The sequence below is a fragment of the Brevundimonas basaltis genome, from assembly GCF_014202075.1.
In the GTDB taxonomy this organism is placed as follows: Bacteria; Pseudomonadota; Alphaproteobacteria; order Caulobacterales; family Caulobacteraceae; genus Brevundimonas; species Brevundimonas basaltis.
Genome location: NZ_JACHFZ010000001.1, coordinates 578,986 through 596,729 on the forward strand (window position 1 = coordinate 578,986; position 17,744 = coordinate 596,729).

General features: G+C 68.7%; 17 protein-coding genes. 10 read left to right on the top strand and 7 right to left on the bottom strand.

The window, feature by feature from the left end; all coding sequences use genetic code 11:
* The first annotated feature begins 88 nt into the window (after positions 1–88).
* From HNQ67_RS03065 to HNQ67_RS03080, 4 genes are read left to right on the top strand one after another with little or no spacing between them, the layout of a single operon-like run.
* Entirely contained in the window at positions 89–1,669 is a 1,581-nt protein-coding gene (locus HNQ67_RS03065) for an exopolysaccharide biosynthesis polyprenyl glycosylphosphotransferase (protein WP_246347413.1), read from the top strand.
* 4 nt (positions 1,670–1,673) lie between these two features.
* Positions 1,674–3,125, top strand: coding sequence for an oligosaccharide flippase family protein (locus tag HNQ67_RS03070; RefSeq protein WP_183252193.1), 1,452 nt, complete (start codon positions 1,674–1,676; stop codon positions 3,123–3,125).
* Positions 3,122–4,060, top strand: coding sequence for a glycosyltransferase family 2 protein (locus tag HNQ67_RS03075; protein WP_183252195.1), 939 nt, complete (start codon positions 3,122–3,124; stop codon positions 4,058–4,060). Before HNQ67_RS03070 ends, HNQ67_RS03075 begins: the two co-directional genes overlap by 4 nt.
* A complete protein-coding gene (locus HNQ67_RS03080) occupies positions 4,060–5,001 on the top strand; it encodes a glycosyltransferase family 2 protein (RefSeq protein ID WP_183252197.1) in 942 nt (313 codons plus the stop codon). The genes HNQ67_RS03075 and HNQ67_RS03080 overlap by 1 nt, the downstream gene beginning before the upstream one ends.
* A 6-nt stretch (positions 5,002–5,007) precedes the next feature.
* On the opposite strand, the gene HNQ67_RS03085 is transcribed toward HNQ67_RS03080, so the two are convergent.
* From HNQ67_RS03085 to HNQ67_RS03095, 3 genes are all read right to left on the bottom strand, one after another.
* On the bottom strand, positions 5,008–5,358 hold the full coding sequence (locus HNQ67_RS03085; protein WP_183252199.1) for a hypothetical protein: 351 nt from the start codon (positions 5,356–5,358) through the stop codon (positions 5,008–5,010).
* An 87-nt stretch (positions 5,359–5,445) separates the two neighbouring features.
* Positions 5,446–6,147 carry a P-loop NTPase family protein gene (locus HNQ67_RS03090; RefSeq protein WP_183252201.1) on the bottom strand — a complete coding sequence of 234 codons (702 nt, stop codon included), beginning with the start codon at positions 6,145–6,147 and terminating at the stop codon, positions 5,446–5,448.
* A 61-nt stretch (positions 6,148–6,208) separates the two neighbouring features.
* Complete coding sequence (locus HNQ67_RS03095) at positions 6,209–7,654, bottom strand: GumC family protein (RefSeq protein WP_183252203.1); 1,446 nt, start codon at positions 7,652–7,654, stop codon at positions 6,209–6,211.
* 125 nt (positions 7,655–7,779) lie between these two features.
* Between HNQ67_RS03095 and HNQ67_RS03100 the strand changes: the two genes are divergently transcribed.
* Both HNQ67_RS03100 and HNQ67_RS03105 read left to right on the top strand, forming a co-directional pair.
* On the top strand, positions 7,780–8,535 hold the full coding sequence (locus HNQ67_RS03100; protein WP_183252205.1) for a polysaccharide biosynthesis/export family protein: 756 nt from the start codon (positions 7,780–7,782) through the stop codon (positions 8,533–8,535).
* 105 nt (positions 8,536–8,640) lie between these two features.
* Positions 8,641–9,135, top strand: coding sequence for a hypothetical protein (locus HNQ67_RS03105; protein ID WP_183252207.1), 495 nt, complete (start codon positions 8,641–8,643; stop codon positions 9,133–9,135).
* 4 nt (positions 9,136–9,139) lie between these two features.
* On the opposite strand, the gene HNQ67_RS03110 is transcribed toward HNQ67_RS03105, so the two are convergent.
* Entirely contained in the window at positions 9,140–9,442 is a 303-nt protein-coding gene (locus HNQ67_RS03110) for a sel1 repeat family protein (RefSeq protein ID WP_183252210.1), read from the bottom strand.
* A 213-nt stretch (positions 9,443–9,655) separates the two neighbouring features.
* Positions 9,656–10,375, bottom strand: coding sequence for a glutathione S-transferase N-terminal domain-containing protein (locus HNQ67_RS03115; protein ID WP_183252212.1), 720 nt, complete (start codon positions 10,373–10,375; stop codon positions 9,656–9,658).
* Positions 10,376–10,552: 177 nt separating this feature from the next.
* Between HNQ67_RS03115 and HNQ67_RS03120 the strand changes: the two genes are divergently transcribed.
* From HNQ67_RS03120 to HNQ67_RS03135, 4 genes are all read left to right on the top strand, one after another.
* Positions 10,553–11,188 carry an RcnB family protein gene (locus HNQ67_RS03120; RefSeq protein WP_183252214.1) on the top strand — a complete coding sequence of 212 codons (636 nt, stop codon included), beginning with the start codon at positions 10,553–10,555 and terminating at the stop codon, positions 11,186–11,188.
* Between the two features lie 383 nt (positions 11,189–11,571).
* The gene (locus HNQ67_RS03125) at positions 11,572–12,267 is read left to right on the top strand and encodes an RcnB family protein (protein WP_343054795.1); all 696 of its coding nucleotides are present in this window, start codon (positions 11,572–11,574) and stop codon (positions 12,265–12,267) included.
* Positions 12,268–12,373: 106 nt separating this feature from the next.
* Entirely contained in the window at positions 12,374–14,596 is a 2,223-nt protein-coding gene (locus HNQ67_RS03130; protein ID WP_183252216.1) for an RNA degradosome polyphosphate kinase, read from the top strand.
* Positions 14,596–16,104: a Ppx/GppA phosphatase family protein gene (locus HNQ67_RS03135; RefSeq protein ID WP_183252218.1), complete on the top strand. Its 1,509-nt coding sequence runs from the start codon at positions 14,596–14,598 to the stop codon at positions 16,102–16,104. The genes HNQ67_RS03130 and HNQ67_RS03135 overlap by 1 nt, the downstream gene beginning before the upstream one ends.
* Positions 16,105–16,108: 4 nt before the next feature.
* Here HNQ67_RS03135 and HNQ67_RS03140 read toward each other — a convergent pair whose 3' ends face one another.
* Together HNQ67_RS03140 and HNQ67_RS03145 are read right to left on the bottom strand one after the other, a co-directional pair.
* The gene (locus tag HNQ67_RS03140) at positions 16,109–16,663 is read right to left on the bottom strand and encodes a hypothetical protein (protein WP_183252221.1); all 555 of its coding nucleotides are present in this window, start codon (positions 16,661–16,663) and stop codon (positions 16,109–16,111) included.
* Between the two features lie 49 nt (positions 16,664–16,712).
* A complete protein-coding gene (locus HNQ67_RS03145; RefSeq protein ID WP_183252223.1) occupies positions 16,713–17,672 on the bottom strand; it encodes a M28 family peptidase in 960 nt (319 codons plus the stop codon).
* Positions 17,673–17,744 lie beyond the last annotated feature (72 nt).

The following is a 17,744-nucleotide window of genomic DNA, read 5'->3' on the forward strand; positions in this document are numbered from 1 at the left end:
GACGTGCTTGCTGGAGCAGGCGACCGTTAACGCGACAGTGAGAGGGCCCGTGCAAGGTGGCGGCGAACCTCCGCCGTGCGAGTCTCGATTGCCCGACGCCGCCAGCCGCTTTTCGCTCGACACAGATCCGGCCGCGGCCGGCGAGTTCGACGTGGCCAGCTTGCAGGCCCTCGCCGCCTCGGCCTCGATAGGACGAGGCGAGCCGACGCCAAGCAAGGGCGCGGCCCGTCGCGGGCCCTTCCGTCCCGAGGTCTGGCTTAATGCCCGGCAGAGGCACGCCTCCCGGCTGGCGGCCCACTATTTTCGGACGTTTGACGTCCTGGCCGTGGCGGCGGTGACCTTGCTGTGCGCCTCGGCGGCGACGCCGGGGCCGCTTGTCTACGCGGACCTCTCGACGCTGGCGCCGTTTGCGCTCGGCGCGCTAACGGTGCTGGGGCTGATGCGGTCGCTGGGGCGTTACCGGTTCGCGCGCGGCCAGAAGACGGCGCTGCATCTGGCCTCGGTGGCCGCAATCGTGGCCGTGGGCGCGCTCGTGGCCTTGACGTCGGGCTGGGCGCTCCAGGGAACGACGGCGCAATGGGCGGCCTGGCTGGTCTGGAGCGGGCTGGTGCTGGTCAGCCTCTATGCCCTGCACATGGGCTGGAGCGACATGGTCCGGCGCTGGCGAGAGTCGGGCGCGCTGACGCCCAACATCGTGCTGGTCGGCGCGACCCGGCGCGCCGAGAGCCTGATCCGCGAGGCGCTTAAGCGGCGTGACCTGAACGTGCTGGGGATTTTCGACGACCGGCTGGCGCGGTCGCCCGAGGCCGTCGAGGGCGTGCCGGTTCTGGGCACGGCGACCGACCTGCTGGCCCACAAGATGACCCCCTATGTCGACCGGGTGGTGTTGGCCATCGACCCGAAGGCCGAAGCGCGGGTGCGCCATTTGACGACCCAGCTGCGGACCCTGCCGAACGAGGTGACCCTGCTTGTCGAGCCGAACAGCGAGGCCGAGATGCGCTCGGCGCTGGACCGCTTGGCGGCCGCGCCCCTGGCCGATGTGCAGGGGCCGATCGACCATGACCGCCGGGCCTTCAACAAGCGTCTCCAGGATCTGCTGATCGGCCTGCTCGCCCTCGTGCTTCTGGCCCCGGTCATGGCCGTGATCGCCGCCGCCATCCGGCTGGACAGCCCGGGCCCCATTTTTTTCCGGCAGCGCCGACACGGCTTCAATCACGAGGAAATCGTGGTGTGGAAATTCCGCTCGATGAAGCAGGAGGCCGCCGACGCCACTGCCAGCCGCCAGGTGACCCACGACGACGACCGCATCACCCGGATCGGGAAATTCATCCGCAAGACCAGCCTCGACGAGCTGCCGCAACTGCTCAACGTCATCACCGGCGAGATGTCGCTGGTCGGGCCCCGACCGCACGCGATCGGCATGAAGACCGGCCATGTCGAGAGCGCCCGGCTGGTGGCGGAATACGCCCACCGGCATCGCATCAAGCCCGGCATGACCGGCTGGGCCGCCGTCAACGGCTCGCGGGGCCCGCTGCATACGGCCCAGGACGTGCGGGCCCGTGTGCGGCTGGACATCGAGTATGTCGAGCGTCAGTCGCTGTGGCTGGACCTGTGGATCATGGCCGTCACCGTGCCGGTGTTGCTCGGCGACCGGTCGGCGGTGCGGTAGCGCGATGTTCTGGCGCGGCGTCTGGGGCTATCTGCCCGCCAACATCGTGCAGGGGGTGGTCGGGTTCCTCGCCATCGTCCTGTTCACTCGTCTGCTGAGCGCCGAAGACTTCGGCCGCTACGCCCTCGCCTTCGCCGTATTGACCCTGGCTCATGTAGCGGTCTTCACCTGGCTGGAAGCGGCGATGGCCCGGTTCTGGGCCTCCGGTCGCCCCGGCGCCGACCTGGCCGGACATTTCGCCAGCCTGTACCGCGGCGCCGTGCTGATGACGCTGGTGTTCGTGCCGGTGACCGCGCTGGCGCTGTGGTTGTGGCCGACCGATCCGCTGATGAAGTTCGCGCTGGCGGCCGGTCTGGCGGGTTGTCCTGTGCGCTGCTTCGTCAAACTGGCCCAGGAACGCTATCGGGCAGCGGGCGAGGTCGCGAAGGCGGCAGGGCTGGACATCGCCGTGGCCGTCGGCGGCCTGATCATCGGCGTAGGCTTCGCCCTGGGGGGAGCGGGAGGCGCGGCGCCGCTGCTGGGCATCGGCCTGGCCCCGCTGGCCGCCCTGCCCTTCGTCTTGCCGGGAGAACTGAAGCAGGCGCGCGGCGGCGTGGCGGCGCAAGAGCGGCTGAAGAACTACGCTGTTTACGGCTACCCGATCGCCGCGTCGCTCGCCCTGACAGTGGTGCTGGCGTCGACTGACCGCTTCCTGCTGGCGGCGTTCCTCGACGAGGCGGCGGTGGGCGCCTATCACGCCGGCTATTCCATAGCGAACCGGACGCTGGACGTGCTGTTCCTGTGGCTGGGCGCGGCAGGACAACCGGCGCTGGTCATGGCGCTCGAGCGCGGCGGACTGGACAAGCTGAAGACCGCGGCGCGCGAGCAGCTGTCGACCTTCCTGCTGATCGGTCTGCCGGCGGCGGCGGGGGTGGCGCTGGTCGCCCGACCGCTGGCCGAGGTGCTGATCGGCGAGGATTTGCGCGGGGCCGCGGCCAGCGTGACGCCGTGGATCGCCCTGTCGGCCCTCCTCTACGGGCTGACAGCCTATTATTTCGGCCAGGCTTTCACCCTCGGCAAGAAGACGAAACACCTGCTGGTCGCCATGGCCATTCCGGCGAGCATGAACGTGGTCCTGAACCTGATCCTGGTGCCGCGCTTCGGCCTGATCGGGGCGGCTTGGGCGACGGCGGCGAGCTTCGCGCTCGGCCTGCTGGCCACCCAAATGATCGGTCGCCGGGTGATGCCCCTGCCGATCCCGTGGGACAGTCTGATCCGGTGCGGCGTCGCGACGGGCGCCATGGCCCTGGTCGTGTGGCGCCTGCCGGCCATCGGCGGGATCGCCGAGCTGGCGTTGGACGCCGGCGTCGGCATGATTGTCTACGCCGCCGTCGCCATGGCCCTGAACGCGGCAGGCGTCCGCGACGTGGCGATGCGGCTGCTGGTTCAGGCGCGAGACCGGAGGGCCACGGTATGACCACGAGCGCCAAGGTCATCGACAACGCCGCATGGAGGCGAGCGAAGCCGGCCCTGTCGGTCCTGACGCCATTCCTGCGCAATGATCCGGACGAATTGCTGGCCCTGCTGGACGAGGAGGCCGCGTCGGTCGACGGCGCGGTGGAGGTCATCGTGCTGGACGACGGCACATGCGATCCCGAACTGACAAGGCGGCTGACGGCGCGGATCAAGGCCATGGCCCTGCCCGCCCGGCTGATCACACTTACCGCCAATGAGGGCCGCTCGATCGGCCGCAACCGGCTGGCGGCGTCGGCGCGCGGCGGCAGCCTGCTGTTCCTCGACAGCGATATGCGGCCCGACCATCGCCGTTTCCTGCGCGACTGGTCCGATCTGGTGGCGCGCGAGGATCCCGCCGTGGCTTTCGGCGGCTTCTCGCTGCTGCAAGCGCCGACCGACGCCCGCTTCGCGGTGCACCGGGCGATGGCGGCGAAGTCTGAGTGCGTGCCCTACACCGAGCGCGCCCGGCAGCCGGAGAAATACGTCTACACCTCAAACCTGCTGGTGCGCCGTGACGTGTTCGACTCCGAGGCGTTCGATCCCGGCTTCACCGGCTGGGGCTGGGAGGACGTCGAGTGGGCCATGCGGGTGTCGCGCCGGTTCCGGGTCGTCCACCTCGACAACGCGGCCACTCATATGGGGCTGGACACGGTGGCGTCGCTGGCCGGCAAGTACGAACAGTCGGCGCCGAATTTCGCGCGCATGGCCGACCGGCATCCCGAAATCATTGCGGCCTATCCCAGCTACAAGGCCGCCAGGCTGTTGAAGCGCCTGCCGGGCCTGCCGTGGTGGCGTGGAAGGATGCGGGGAGCCGCCGAGGCGGACTGGTTGCCGGTCCCGGCGCGGGCCTTCTCACTGCGCCTGTATCGCGCGGCGCTCTATGCGGAGGCGGTGTGATGGCGGACGTTGCGATCATCGTCCCGACCCTGCGGCGACCTCAGAGCCTCGAGCGCGCCCTGCGCTCGCTGTTCGCCCAGACCGGCGTCGCCGACCGCGTCTCCGCCATCGTGGTTGTGGACAACGATCCATCCGGCTCGGCCGAAGGCGGCGTCGAGGCCCTGCGCACGCTGTCGCCATGGCCACTGTTTTATGTCCATGCGCCCCGGCCGGGCGTCGCCACAGCGCGCAACGCCGGTCTCGCCGCCACCGACGCGCGGCTGATCGCCTTCCTCGACGATGACGAGGCGGCTTCGCCGCTCTGGCTGGGCAGCCTGATCAAGGCGCAGGAGACGACCGGAGCCGATGCGGTGTTCGGACCGATCACCGGTCGTGCGCCGGAAGCCGAGCCGTGGCTGAAGCCGTATCTCGAACGGTTCTTCGGCCGCGAGGGGCCCGCGCAAACCGGTCTGGTGGATGAGCCTTACGGCTGCGGCAACTCGCTGATGGTCCGGGCGACCGCCTTGCCCGGTTCAGAGCCGTTCGACCCTGGATCGGATCAGGTCGGCGGCGAGGATGACGCCCTGTTCGCGGCCCTGCGGGACCGCGGGGGCCGCTTCGGCTGGGCCGCCGACGCATGGGTGGAGGAATTCGCGCCGGCGCATCGCGCGACGCTCGCCTATGCCCTCGCCCGCGCCTTCGCCTATGGTCAGGGGCCAAGCCAGACCGCGGCGGCGGCCCGCGACTGGCCGGCCGTGCTGCGCTGGATGATCATCGGCGTGGGGCAGACGATCGTCTGGGGCGCGGCTGCGGCGGCCCTGACCCTCATCCGCAGCCCAGCACGCGCGGCCCTGTACGACCGCACCGCGCGAGGCGTCGGAAAGCTGTTCTGGATGAAGGGCTTCGAACCGCACTTCTACGGCGCGCGCGAACTGGCGCGGCTGGAGCGCGCGGCCGCCTGAACCCGGCTATTCGCCCCGATTCAGCGTGCGGTCGATGGCGGCATTGCGCTGGACCCGCTGGGCGTCACGCCGAACCATCCGCCACGACTGCCGGCACTCGGTGTCGGTCGACGGCCGGGCCGATGACGCCTTGGGGCGCGTGTGAGTGCGGCCGATGCCCCGGTCGCGCGCTTCGTCCCTGCGGCGGTGGGCGGTGGCCGTGGCCTGCACCGGGGCGCAGCTGTCGTCGGCTTGTTGTTCGGCGGCCTGGACAGGCTCGGCGGGCTGAGCGGCGGGCCCAGGCTGAACCTGGGTCGTCCAGGCACCGAGGGCGAGGCACCCGCCGGCGACAAGGATGCTGAGGATCGTGCGACGCATGGCGGCTCTCCTGCGGCTCGGTCGAAGACCGATGGTTCCCGACAAGACGCCGCCTTGCGCCACGCGTCAAGGTTGATGACGCAGGCGTTATCCCGTCAGTCGTTTCAGAAACGCCGGCGGTTGGTAGGTGGAGCGGTTGACCACGACGCCGGCGATCTTGCCGCCCGCCGCCTCGATCTCGTCGCGCAGGTTCAGCGGATCGCCTGCGTCGGTGCTTTCCGCAGCGACCACCAGAACGGTGGCGTCGACGAAGGGCGCGAGGGTGATCGACATCGAACTGCGGTCGGTCGCCGGACTGTCGATGACCACCGTGTCAGCGTGTTTGCGCAGCGCGTCCCAGTAGCGGGCGTCGGCGACCGGCTCGGCGCGCTGGCCCGAGCGCAGGTGTTCGGCGGCGAACCGGGTCACCCACAGGCGTCCGCCGAGGCAGGGACGCGCCGTCATCAGCCGCGCGGGGTGGACCGGCTTACCTGTCCGGTCAATGAGCCGGGGCGTGACGGCGAAGAAGATGGAACCGTCCGGGGTCGCGATGGCTGCCTTGCCCAAGGCGCCGAACCGGTCGGGTTCGGCCGCCACCGCCTCGAGTTGGCCCTGTTGCGCAAGGTCCGCATCGATCAGCCAGACCGGCCGGCGGGCGCGGACGGCGGCCAGACGGGCGTATTCGCGCGCCACGGTGGAGACCCCCTCCCCGGAACTGGCGGCGGCGATCTGGATCACGCGCCCGCGATGGCCCGGCGCCGGACCCAGCGCCGCCCAGAGAGCGGCCATTTCGGATGTCAGGTCGACCATCGAATCGCTACGCGCCCGGCTACAGGTCCCTACGCTACCATGACGGGCGCGGACGCGCGCATCATCGGGCCTTCATCGGGGCCACCGCGAGCACCGGCATCTCCAGCGTTCGCCCGGTCGAGGCCGGGGTGACGTAGCCGCGCCGGGTGAACACCCGCAGCAGACCCACGCAGAGAGCCGTGAAGGCCGCGAACAGGAAGACGACCGCCAGCAGCGGCGCCTTCAGGCTTGATCCGCGCGTGGGGGCTTCGGCCCTCTCTATGACGGTGACATTATCGGCTCCGGCCGCGACCAGGGCGCCGTCGGCGCGGGCCTGGGCCTCGCGCTGCTGAAACTCGCGGATGCTGGCGGTCAGCACCTCGCGGTTCCCGGCGAGGTTGGCGTTGGTGGATTCCAGCCGGTTCATCTCGGCCAGACGCGAGCGCAGCAGGGCCAGCTGGCTGTCGGCGACGGCCAACCGGGCCGCCAGGCCGGCACGGTCCGCGGCGGCGGTGATCCGTTCGGTTTCGATGGCGGTGAAGATGGTGCTGGGGCCGGTCCGGACCTCCTTGGCGCCGACCGTCGTGCCGCTGGCGACATAGCTCTGCAGGTCCGCGATCTGCTGTTCAATGTCCTTCACCGGCTGGGCGTCGGGCGTATAGCGCGACAGCAAGGCCTCGCGCTGGGTGCGCAGTTCGAGAATCTGGTTCTGGGCCGAGACGTTCAGATCCTGCTGCAGCACCACCTCGGCCGGCTGTTGCGCCAGCTGGGCCTGGAGGGTGTTGAGCCGCTGGGTGGCCTGATTCAGCTGGGCCCGCAGAGACAGGGCCTCGGCCTGGGTCGTCTGATAGTTGGCGGCCAGCGACGCCTTGGCGGTGGCGAAGTCGCCGATGTCGTTGGAGGTCATGAAGGCGTTGTAGGCGGCGTCGGCTTTGGCCAGTTCGTCTTCGAAGGCCTCGCGCTGGGCGGCGATGGCGGGGGTGGCGCGATCGCGGAAGACCGAGCGGCGCTGTACCAGATACTGGTCGATCAGGCCGTTGAGGATGGTCGCGGCGCGTACCGGATCGTCGGCCGCGTAGGAGGCCGAGATGATGGCGCTGCCCGGGGTGGTGCCGACGCCGAGGCCGCTGTCGAGCGCCTTCAGGGCAGCGGCCTTCTTCTCGGCGGGCGTGCCCCTTGCGCGCGGGCCGAGGATGGCGTCGGCGCCGAGGGCGTCGACCGTCTTCTGTTTGACCGCGAGACTGCCGAGGATCTGGGCTTCGGACTGGGCGACAGCGTCGGCCTCAAGCGGCTGGCCGCCGCGATCGGCAGCTCCCACGCGGGGCTGGTAGACGTATTCCTGACCAACGCCGGCGTAGACGCTGGCGCTGGCGGTATAGGATTTCTTCAGGGTCAGGACCGCCGCCGTCCCGATCGCGAACACCAGCAGGAAGATGACGACCATCAGCAGCAACTCGCGGAACAGCAGGCCGACGACGTCGAGAAAGCCGTAGCGCGGGCGGACTGTGGTGTAGGCCGTCGTGCGCATGCGGGCGAACTGATTCCATACTGCGGGACTGAACGGGACCAGCCTTGGGCCAGCGGCGTTAACCCATGGTTACCCATAAGCGGCGACCTTGCCTCTCAGACGCCGCTTTCGGGAATCGCACCGCTATGTCCATCGACCGTCGCCTGCTGCTTCTGGGCCTCGCCGGCGTCGGAGGGACGCTGGTCGCCGGATGCGGCGGCGGCGAGTACGGCGCACGGATGCCCGGCCCGGTGGCGGGGGCTCAGCGCGTCAGGGAAGCGGGGCGGTCTTCGTTTCCGGAGATCGGGTTCGCGGACTGGACCGAGACCGAACCTGAATACGTCCTCTATCCCGGCGACGAGATCGAGATCGCCACACCCACGGCGCCGGAACTCACGCGCACCCAGAGGATCGGGCCCGACGGACGCATCTCACTGCCGCTGGTCGGGCAGATCATGGCCGCGGATCGCACCATCGCCGAGGTCGAGGCGGATGCGTCCGACGCCTTCGCCAGCCAGCTGCGCCGCCCCATGGTGGAGATCACGCTGAAGACCGCCGGCCCGATCCGGGTCTGGGTCGGCGGCGAGGTTCGCACCCCTGGCATGATCGAGATGAACGGCGACCTCGACGCCTATCAGGCCGTGATCCAGGCCGGGGACTTCCTGCCGACCGCCCGTCCGCAGGAGGTGGCCCTGATCCGACGCGGTCCGGGGGGAATCCGGATGATGCGGGCGGTCGATCTGCGCCCCCGCCGCGGCGAGGTGGTCGCCCTGCGGCGCGGCGACATCATCTTCGTGCCGCGCTCGAACCTCGGCGAGGTGGCGAACTTCGTCTCGCTGTTCCGCAACGCTCTGCCGATCGGCTTCAGCTACGCCATCGGCGGGCAGTATCAGAACTTTTAGGGCCGCCCCCAGGGGCTCCGTCCTGACGTTTGCTGATCCTCCGTCGGGCGGGAGTTGCCCGCCAGCTTCTCCCTGCCGTAAAGTCGGCGGAACTCGGGAGGGATTATGGGCCGCATTGGAATTCTCGTAGTCGGGCTGGCCCTTGCCATCCCCGTCGGGTGGGCGGAAGCCTCAATCCCGCCATCCTACCGGGTGCTGGTGGTCTCGGCGGACAAGGAGGCGGAAGCCCAGTCCGACGCCCTGGTGCAGTATATGAGCGCCCTTGAGGCCTTCGCCCGTGTCGCGCCAGCGGTTCGTGAGCACGAGGTTCGCGCCTGCCTCGAGGACGACGATTTCGGGGGGTGCGTCCGAGGTCTCGTCCCGGCGCCCGAACACTGGCAGGACCCGCGCCACATCGTGATCCGGGCCGAGGGGGCCGGATCCGGACGACTCTCCTGGACCTGCGTAGGCTCCGGCGCCTATCGCGCTCCGACCGCGGCACAGCAGGTCGAGCTGGATGCACGGACCGCGATCTTCGGCGAAGGTGACGACCAGACCGGGGCCCTGCGGGCCGCGATGGATTGCGTCCGGTCAGCGGCGCTCGAATCCAGTCGCCCGTGAGCGCCTAGGCGGCGAGTTTCACCACGCCGGCGTCGATCCAGCGGCGAGCGGCCTTCTGGGCCTCGCAGATCTCGTCCTGCTCCATCTCGGCGCTCATCTCGCGGCGGTAGACGCGCGCCTCGACCGAGCCCTTCATGGCGGCGAGATTGAAGATCATGTGGGCCGAAACGCGGTCCATCGGGCAACCGCCCTGGCCGCTCGAATACATCATGCCCAGCCGGAACAGGTCGTCCCCGCTCATGTCGGCCGTCGGCAGGGGCAGACCCTGCTCTTCGTTGGTCGTGGGCGCGGTTTCTTGCGCGATCATCACCGTATCCTCCGAACCGGAGCCGTTCTGGCCCCGCCCTCTGACACGAATGAAATACCCGCGGTTTGAAGTTAAAGTTAACAGGAACGAGGCCGAACCGACCTTTCGGGCAAATCCGGCTCGAATAGTGCGGCGCGTAAATACCTCTGAAATCTCTTCGAAATCTCTGATTCACGACTTCTAACGAAGAGTCACCCGGCGGTTTGCAGGGGGTTACAGGGCCCGCTGTCCAAACAGCACCTTGCGGGCCTCCTCCGCCGCGCTTCCCGAGGCCGTCAGCGAGCGACGAAGGTCTTCACCCAACGCTCGCCCTGCCCTGACGGCGGGCCGCTCGCCGACGCGGTTCATCCACGCTTTGAGGCCGGGGAACTCTTCGAGGGACTGTCCCTGCAGCGCAGGCAGGATCCATGGCCATATCGCCATGTCGGCAATGGAATAGTCGCCGGCAATGAACTCCCGGTCCGCCAGCCGGCGGTCCAGAACGCCGTAGAGGCGGTGCGTCTCATCAGTGTAGCGGCGCACGCCGTAGGCGATCTGGCGCTGGTCCTTGACCATGGCCGGCGCGTACTGGCGGAAGTGATGGGTCTGGCCCGCCATCGGGCCGAGGCCGCCGACCTGCCAGAACAGCCACTGGTCGACCTCGGCCTTACCGCGAGGGTCCTGCGGATAGAAGCGGCCCGATTTCACGCCGAGATATTGCAGGATGGCGCCGGACTCGAAGATCGACAGGGGTCTCCCATCGGGTCCTTCCGGGTCGATGATGGCCGGCATCCGCCTATTGGCGCTGATGACCTGGAAGGCCGGATCGAACTGCTCGCCCACGCCGATGTTTACCGGCTTCATCTCGTAGGGCAGTCCCATCTCCTCGAGGGCGATGGAGATCTTCCAGCCGTTCGGCGTGGGCCAGTACCAGAGTTCGATCGGTCGGGTCACACGGCGCGCTCCTGGGTTCGAAGACGCCGGACGTGGGAAGGCGGAGGCCCCAGCGCAACGGCTTTGCGGCGAACCTGAAAGGGATGTTCAGGCGCAGTTCATCGCGGTCCGGACAGGCTCGCGTATGATTAACGGGCCGGTTCAGCCTATCCGTCCCGACAGTGGATGGAGAGGATCATGAAGCGATTCACCAGGGCTGCGATCATTGGCCTCGCCCTGGCCACCACCGCCGCACCGATGGTCGCCGAGGCCCAGAGCCGCCGCGACCGTGAGGAGCGCCGCGACGATCGCCGCGACTACCGCCAGGATCGTCGCGAAGATCGCCGGGAATATCGTCAGGAACGCCGCGAGGACCGCAGGGACTGGCGCAGGGGCGAATACGACAGTCGCCGGGACTACCGCCGGGACCGCCGCGAGGATCGCAGGGATTTCCGCGAGGAGCGCCGTCAAGACCGGCGCGACTTCCGTCGGGACCGGCGCAACGACCACCATTGGGACCGCCGCTGGGACCGCTACAGTCGCGACTGGTGGCGCGGGCGAGACGACTTCCGCGACTATCGCGGCCGGCGGAACGGCTACTGGTACGCCCCGAGCTACGGCTACTACCGCGTCGAGCCACGCTATTACGGCTACCGTTGGCAGCGAGGTCATTACCTGCCGCACTCGTACCGGAGCTATTATGTGCGCGACCCGTATGTCTACGGCCTGCGCCCGGCGCCGCGCGGCTATCGCTACGTTCATGCCGGCGACGACATCGTCATGATCGCCATCGCCACCGGGCTGATCGCCAGCGTGCTGCACGACGTATTCTAGACTGGTCGAACCGGCCACCAGAGCGCCCCGCCGGTCATGGCGGCGGGGCGTCGCACGCCCGCTTCGCCCGCGCCTGACGCGCCCGTTCAGTCAAGGTTCATCATGCCGACCCGACCTTAGCCTCAAGCCGCCTGACAGGGGCGTGCAGGAAGAAGACGAGAATGAAGCGCTCATTGATGGTCGCCGCGTCGGTCGCGGCTTTCGTTGTCCCCGCAGCCTCCCCGCTCGCCGTTCTGGCGCAGGACGGGGGGCCGGACCGCGCTGAGGCGCGCGAGCAAAGGAGAGAGGCCCGCGCCGAACGCCAGGCTGACGCCTCGCCCCCGCCGGCCCCACGCGTGAACCCGCAGCCCCAACCCCGCGTCGAGCGACCCGCTGGTCCGGAGGTGCGCCAAGAACGCCGGGAAGACCGGCAGGAGCGTCGCGAAGACCGCCAGGAGCGGCGCGCCGATCGGCCCGCACCTCCGACTCGCCCCGAAGTTCGCCAGGATCGACGCAACGATCGTCAGGAGCGGCGTGAGGATCGTCGCGACGACCGGCAGGACCGCAGACAAGATCGTCGGGAAGACTGGCAGGACCGCCCCAATCGGCCTGATAACCGGCAGGACGGCCGTGGCGACAGGCAGGACCGGCGCGAGGATCGCCGTGATGACCGTCAGGATCGACGGCAGGATCGGCGCGAGGACCGCCAGGAACGACGCCAGGATCGCCGCGAGTACCGGGAATTCCGCCAACGTTTCGACGGCAATCAGTGGCGGCGCGACTGGAATCGCCGGCACGGCCGTGACTGGTGGCGGAGCGACCGGCGCTGGCGTGGCTATAGCGGCCTTCGGATCGGCTTCTATTTCGCTCCCGGTTACGGCTACTACAACGTCCCGCGCAGCTACTGGAACCGGACGTGGCGGGTCGGCGACTATCTGCCCTCGATCTTCTGGCGCTACCGGCTGGACGACTGGCGGACCTACGGACTGGGGTATCCGCCTATAGGCACCCGCTGGGTGCTGGTCGACAACCACATCTATCTGATCGACGAGTACGACGGCTACGTCATCGACGTCATCTACGACGCCTGGAGCTGGTAAGCCGTCAGCTTACGGATGGAACGCCGATCGGTCATACGATCGGCCGGCGTTTCGCTGTCCTTGATCGAGGTTGCAGCCGCCCGCGGCGCGCGTCAGAACCACAGGCATGAGCGACGCGGCCATCAGCGACACCACCACCGGCGAAGAGGTCCCCTCCTCCCGCGCCCCGCAGTTGCACCTGTCGGAAGAGCTGATGGCTTCGCCGGCGAGGTTCTTCAATCGCGAGATATCCTGGCTCCGGTTCAATGGCCGCGTGCTTGAAGAGGCCGCCAACCCGGCGCACCCGCTGCTGGAGCGCCTGCGCTTCCTGTCCATCTCGGCCAACAATCTGGATGAGTTCTTCATGACCCGGGTCGCGGGCCTGAAGGGTCAGGTGCGCGAGCGGGTCCGGGTTTTGTCCGCCGACGGACTGACCCCGGCGGAGCAGCTTGAAAAGGTCAGCGTCGCTGCAGGGCGGCTGATGGACGAGCAACAGCGCCGCTGGCGCAAGCTGCGCAAGGAACTGACGACGGCGGGCATAGAGGTGGTCGATCCCGCCAAGATCACCCGCACCGAGCGCGAACGGCTGGAACCCGAGTTCCTCAGCCAGTTGTTCGCCATCCTGACGCCGATGGCCATCGATCCGGCCCACCCCTTCCCATTCCTGCCCAACCTCGGCTTCTCCCTGGCGCTCAAGCTCCGGCGACGATCCGACAACCGGATGCTCTACGCCCTCGTGCCGGTGCCGACCCAGGTCAAGCGGTTCTGGCCGCTGGCCACCGACGGACGGTCCAAGCCGGGCCGCAAGCGCTATGTGGCGCTGGAAAGCCTGCTGACGCTGTTCATTGACCACCTGTTCCCCGGCTGCGAGGTGCTGGAGCGCGGTGTGTTCAGGTTGATCCGGGATTCGGACATCGAGATCGAAGAGGAGGCCGAGGACCTCGTAATGGAGTTCGAGGAAGCGCTGAAACAGCGCCGCCTCGGATCGGTGGTGCGCATCAAGATCGAGACGTCGATGCCCGACGACCTGCGCACCTTCATCATCAACGAGCTGAATGCGGCGCCGCAGGACGTCGTTCTCGTCGACGGCATGCTCGGCCTCGCCCAGATTTCGGACCTGATCCCCTCGGGCCATCCCGACCTCAAATTCCCCGGCTACGAGCCGCGCTATCCCGAGCGCGTCCGCGACCACGGCGGCGACATCTTCGCCGCGGTCCGCGAGAAGGACATGCTGATCCACCATCCGTTCGAGAGCTTCGACGTGGTGGTTCAGTTCCTGCGCCAGGCGGCGCGCGATCCGCACGTCATCGCCATCAAACAGACCCTCTACCGGACCTCACGCGACAGCCCGATCGTGGCGGCCCTGATCGAGGCCGCCGAGAACGGCAAGAACGTCACCGCCCTGGTCGAGATCAAGGCGCGCTTCGACGAAGAGGCCAACCTGCGATGGGCTCGCGCCATGGAACGGGCCGGAGTGCACGTCGTCTTCGGCTTCGTCGAGTACAAGACGCACGCCAAGGTCAGCGTGGTCGTGCGGCGCGAGGGCGAGGCGCTGAAGACCTACTGTCATTTCGGCACCGGCAACTACCACCCGGTCACCGCCCGCATCTACACCGACCTGAGCCTGTTCACCTGCGACCCAAGGCTCGGCCGGGACGCCACCCGGGTCTTCAACTACATCACTGGCTACGCCGCGCCCGACGAGCTGGAGGCGCTGGTCGTCTCCCCGCTCAACATGAAGGACACCCTGATCGACCTGATCGGTCACGAGATGGCGGCGGCGGCCAAGGGCAAGCCGGCGGCGATCTGGGCCAAGATGAACTCGCTGGTGGACCCGGCGGTGATCGACGCCCTGTATCGCGCCAGCCAGTGGGGCGTTCGCATCGAGCTGGTGGTTCGCGGCATCTGTTGCCTCCGCCCCGGCGTGCCCGACCTGTCCGAGAACATTCGGGTCAAGTCGATCGTCGGCCGGTTCCTTGAGCACAGCCGCATCATCGCCTTCGCCAACGGCCGCGACCTGCCGCACGACAGGGCCAAGCTGTTCATCTCGTCCGCCGACTGGATGAATCGCAACCTCGACCGGCGCGTTGAGTTGATGACACCCGTGCTGAACGCCACCGTCCACGACCAGGTGCTGGACCAGATCATGGTGGCCAACCTCAAGGATGACGCCCACAGCTGGGTTCTGGATCCCGACGGCGCCTACAACCGGGTGACGCCGGCCGACGCCCAACGTCCGTTCTCGGCCCACAGATATTTCATGACCAATCCGAGCCTGTCGGGACGCGGGCGCAAGGTGAAGACCCTGCCCGGCCAGTTGAGCTACGAACCCTCGCGGAAGAAGCGTTGATGCTGGAGGGCGCTGTTCCGGCGTTCCCGACCGCTCGCGAGTTCGCGGCGATCGACATCGGGTCGAACTCGGTCCGCCTGGTTCTTTATCGGTTGGAAGGGCGGGCCATCTGGACCGTGTTCAACGAGAAGGTCCTGGCGGGCCTCGGACGTGACATGGCCACGACCGGACGGCTGTCGGAAGACGGGGCCGCGTTGGCTTTGACCGCACTCAAGCGTTTCGCCGCCGTGATCGACGGCGTCAAACCAGCCCAGACCTTCGTCGCCGCGACGGCGGCGGTGCGCGAGGCGAGCGACGGTCAGTCCTTCTGCGAACGAGTGGCGGCGGAGACAGGACTGATCATCCGCGTCCTGTCCGGTGAGGAGGAGGCGCGCTACGCCGCCTTCGGCGTGATCGCCGGCATGCCGCGGGCGGACGGCGTAGCGGCCGATCTCGGGGGCGCCAGTCTGGAACTGGTCGGGATCGAGGAGGGCCGCGTCGGCCGCGGGATCACCCTGCCGCTGGGTCCCTTCTCTCTGGCCGGCGATGGTCCGATCGATCCGGGCAGGCTAAGGGAAACGATAGCCACCCGTCTGAAACCGGCGGGAGACTATCAGGCCGATACCCTCTACGCCGTCGGCGGGGCCTGGCGGACGCTGGCCCAGGTTCACATGGGCCACGCCCGCTATCCGCTGCACATCGTCCATCAGTACGTCATGGAGGCCGATGAGGCGCGGGACATCATCCGCCTGATCGCCCGCTCGTCCCGCACGTCTCTGGAACGCTGGAAGGGGCTTTCGAAGAAGCGGGCCGAGACGTTGCCGCATGCCGCCCTGGTGCTCGAGGGTCTGATCGATCGTCTCGGACTGAAGCGCATCGTCCTGTCGGCGTGGGGGGTGCGCGAGGGATTGCTGTTCGAGGCCCTCGACGAGGAGACAGCCACGGCTGACCCACTGCTGGCCGGATGCACCGCGCTCGGGGCCCGGCAGGGGATATCACCCGGGTTGCCGGGCGCCCTTTACGGCTGGATCCAGCCCATTTTCGACGCCCTACCCACGATCTTCGGCGGCGAACGCGACCGGGTGCTGGCCGACGCGGCCTGCCGGCTGGCCGATCTGGGGGCCCGCCTGCACCCGGATCACCGTATCGAACTGGCCTTCGACCAGGTTTTGCGCGCGCCGATCCCCGGCCAGACCCATGCAGAGCGCGCCTTCCTCGCCACCGCCGTCAATGCCCGCTACGGCGGCGGCGCCGCCACGCCTGAGCCCGACACGATGGGTCGGCTGCTGACCGAGGAACAGCGGACGTCCGGCCGGGCTCTCGGGCTGGCCATTCGCCTCGCCTGCGACCTGTCGGGGCGGTCGCCGCAATTGCTCGTCAACGCCCATATCGCGGTGGCGGACGGCGTGCTGGTTCTCTCCGCTTCCGACGGCTACGCCGACGTGTTGCTTGGCGAGCAGACCCGGCGGCGCGGCAAGGCGCTGGCGGAAGCTCTCGGTCTCAAGCTGGACATCCGCAACGGAAGGTGAGGCGTCAGTCGCCCATCCACCAGCGCAGGCCGACGTCCCGCACGGTCCGCCCGTCGGCCGTCAGGGTTCCGGTCATCACCGCGCCGTCGCCGCCGCCGAGAGTTCGCCTCGAGGTGGCGAGGGCGTCGGGATCCAGCCGCCCGTCGAAGACGACCCGTCCCAGTTCGGGAGAACGTCCCTCGAAAATCACGGCGGTGTCGGTGACCTCGTAGCGCGTCGGCAAGACGCGGGCCGTCACGCTGTGAGCCTCTCCCGGATCCGTCGCAGCCATCGGGCTTGAGGCGTCGTCGAACTGAAGCATGACCGGCGCGAACGTCTCGCTGCGCGCCCCGCCCTCCCAGGTCTGGAACTCCGACGCCTGTCCGATGAACACGTGATCGAGGCTCCAATCGCCGATCCGGACCGGGTCCGCCGGCATGTAGTAGCCGGAGATGTCGGTTGTCACGGCGTGGGTGTAGGCGGCCGGCGCCGGCGTTCCGGGCGGCCCGGACGTGCGCTCGCAAGACGCGACGGCGAGACCGGCGACAAGCGCCGCGGCGATGAGAAATCTCGTGTGCATGGGCCCCTCCGGGCGTGACCCGACCATGCGGGCCGTCCGCTGTCTACACCTAGCGATTCAAACCCCTGTCCAGGGCGCGGAAGCTGGCGATCGAGAGCTCGGTGGCGCTGATGAACACCGACGGGGTGATGGTCGCGAAGTCGTCCGACGGCCGGTGGTAGTCGGGATGGTAGTTCACGCCGAGATACAGGAACGGCACGTCCGCCCGGTGGAAGGCCGCATGGTCGGACGAGTTGACCCAATTATCGTCGCCGGTGTCCTGCGGCGTGTCCTTGCCGAACGCCAGGGCCACAGCGCCGTTGGCGGGAACGGCCTCCAGCAGCGGGCGGAACGTCGGGTGCTGGTAGGTGCCGGTGACCCACAGCTTGCCGTCGGTCTCGGCCCGGGCGGTCATATCGAAGTTCAGGTTCATCGCGATCGAGGCGAGCGGCACCGGCGGCGCCTCGACGAAATGCCTGGCGCCCAGCAGGCCCCGCTCCTCCCCGTCCAGCGCCACGATCAGCACCGAGTGCTCCGGCGCCTCGCGCTTCAGGTCGGCGGCCAGGGCCAGCATGGTGGCGACGCCCGACGCATTGTCGTCGGCGCCGTTGAAGACCTGACCGTCGTTGACGCCGACGTGGTCGTAGTGGGCGGTGACGACGATGTATTTGTCGGTGACCCGGGTTCCCGGGATGACGCCCAGCACATTGACGCCGTTGAAAGTCTTCGGCCCCTCGCGGGTGCGGCCCTGCATCTCCCAGGGTTGCTCGCGGCCCACCGGCGGGGCGGTGACGCCGAGCGCGTCGAGCCGGCCGATGATGTAGGCCCGGGCCAGCGCCCCGCCCGGCGCGCCGGTGTCGCGGCCCTGCATCTCGTCGGCGGCGAGGATGCGGACGTCCTCGAGCAGTTGGGCGTGCATGGCTGACGGCTGCGGCGCGGACGGGGCGACGGCGGGTTCGCCGGTCGAGCAAGCCGCCAGCAGCAGGGCGGCGGCGAGCGGTGAGAGGGCGGCGAGGCGAAGGTGACGCATGAAGGCTCCGTGGGTTGCCCGACGCTTAGCAGGCCGGCGCGGCGGCGTCAGGTTAAGGTGGTGTCATGACGC

Excerpts from the sequence above, each read along its gene's own strand:
- HNQ67_RS03070 (WP_183252193.1), top strand. The coding sequence starts at position 1,674 with ATGTTCTGGCGCGGCGTCTGGGGCTATCTGCCCGCCAACATCGTGCAG.
- HNQ67_RS03075 (WP_183252195.1), top strand. The coding sequence starts at position 3,122 with ATGACCACGAGCGCCAAGGTCATCGACAACGCCGCATGGAGGCGAGCG.
- HNQ67_RS03080 (WP_183252197.1), top strand. The coding sequence starts at position 4,060 with ATGGCGGACGTTGCGATCATCGTCCCGACCCTGCGGCGACCTCAGAGC.
- HNQ67_RS03085 (WP_183252199.1), bottom strand. The coding sequence starts at position 5,358 with ATGCGTCGCACGATCCTCAGCATCCTTGTCGCCGGCGGGTGCCTCGCC.
- HNQ67_RS03090 (WP_183252201.1), bottom strand. The coding sequence starts at position 6,147 with ATGGTCGACCTGACATCCGAAATGGCCGCTCTCTGGGCGGCGCTGGGT.
- HNQ67_RS03095 (WP_183252203.1), bottom strand. The coding sequence starts at position 7,654 with ATGCGCACGACGGCCTACACCACAGTCCGCCCGCGCTACGGCTTTCTC.
- HNQ67_RS03100 (WP_183252205.1), top strand. The coding sequence starts at position 7,780 with ATGTCCATCGACCGTCGCCTGCTGCTTCTGGGCCTCGCCGGCGTCGGA.
- HNQ67_RS03105 (WP_183252207.1), top strand. The coding sequence starts at position 8,641 with ATGGGCCGCATTGGAATTCTCGTAGTCGGGCTGGCCCTTGCCATCCCC.
- HNQ67_RS03110 (WP_183252210.1), bottom strand. The coding sequence starts at position 9,442 with ATGATCGCGCAAGAAACCGCGCCCACGACCAACGAAGAGCAGGGTCTG.
- HNQ67_RS03120 (WP_183252214.1), top strand. The coding sequence starts at position 10,553 with ATGAAGCGATTCACCAGGGCTGCGATCATTGGCCTCGCCCTGGCCACC.
- HNQ67_RS03130 (WP_183252216.1), top strand. The coding sequence starts at position 12,374 with ATGAGCGACGCGGCCATCAGCGACACCACCACCGGCGAAGAGGTCCCC.
- HNQ67_RS03135 (WP_183252218.1), top strand. The coding sequence starts at position 14,596 with ATGCTGGAGGGCGCTGTTCCGGCGTTCCCGACCGCTCGCGAGTTCGCG.
- HNQ67_RS03140 (WP_183252221.1), bottom strand. The coding sequence starts at position 16,663 with ATGCACACGAGATTTCTCATCGCCGCGGCGCTTGTCGCCGGTCTCGCC.
- HNQ67_RS03145 (WP_183252223.1), bottom strand. The coding sequence starts at position 17,672 with ATGCGTCACCTTCGCCTCGCCGCCCTCTCACCGCTCGCCGCCGCCCTG.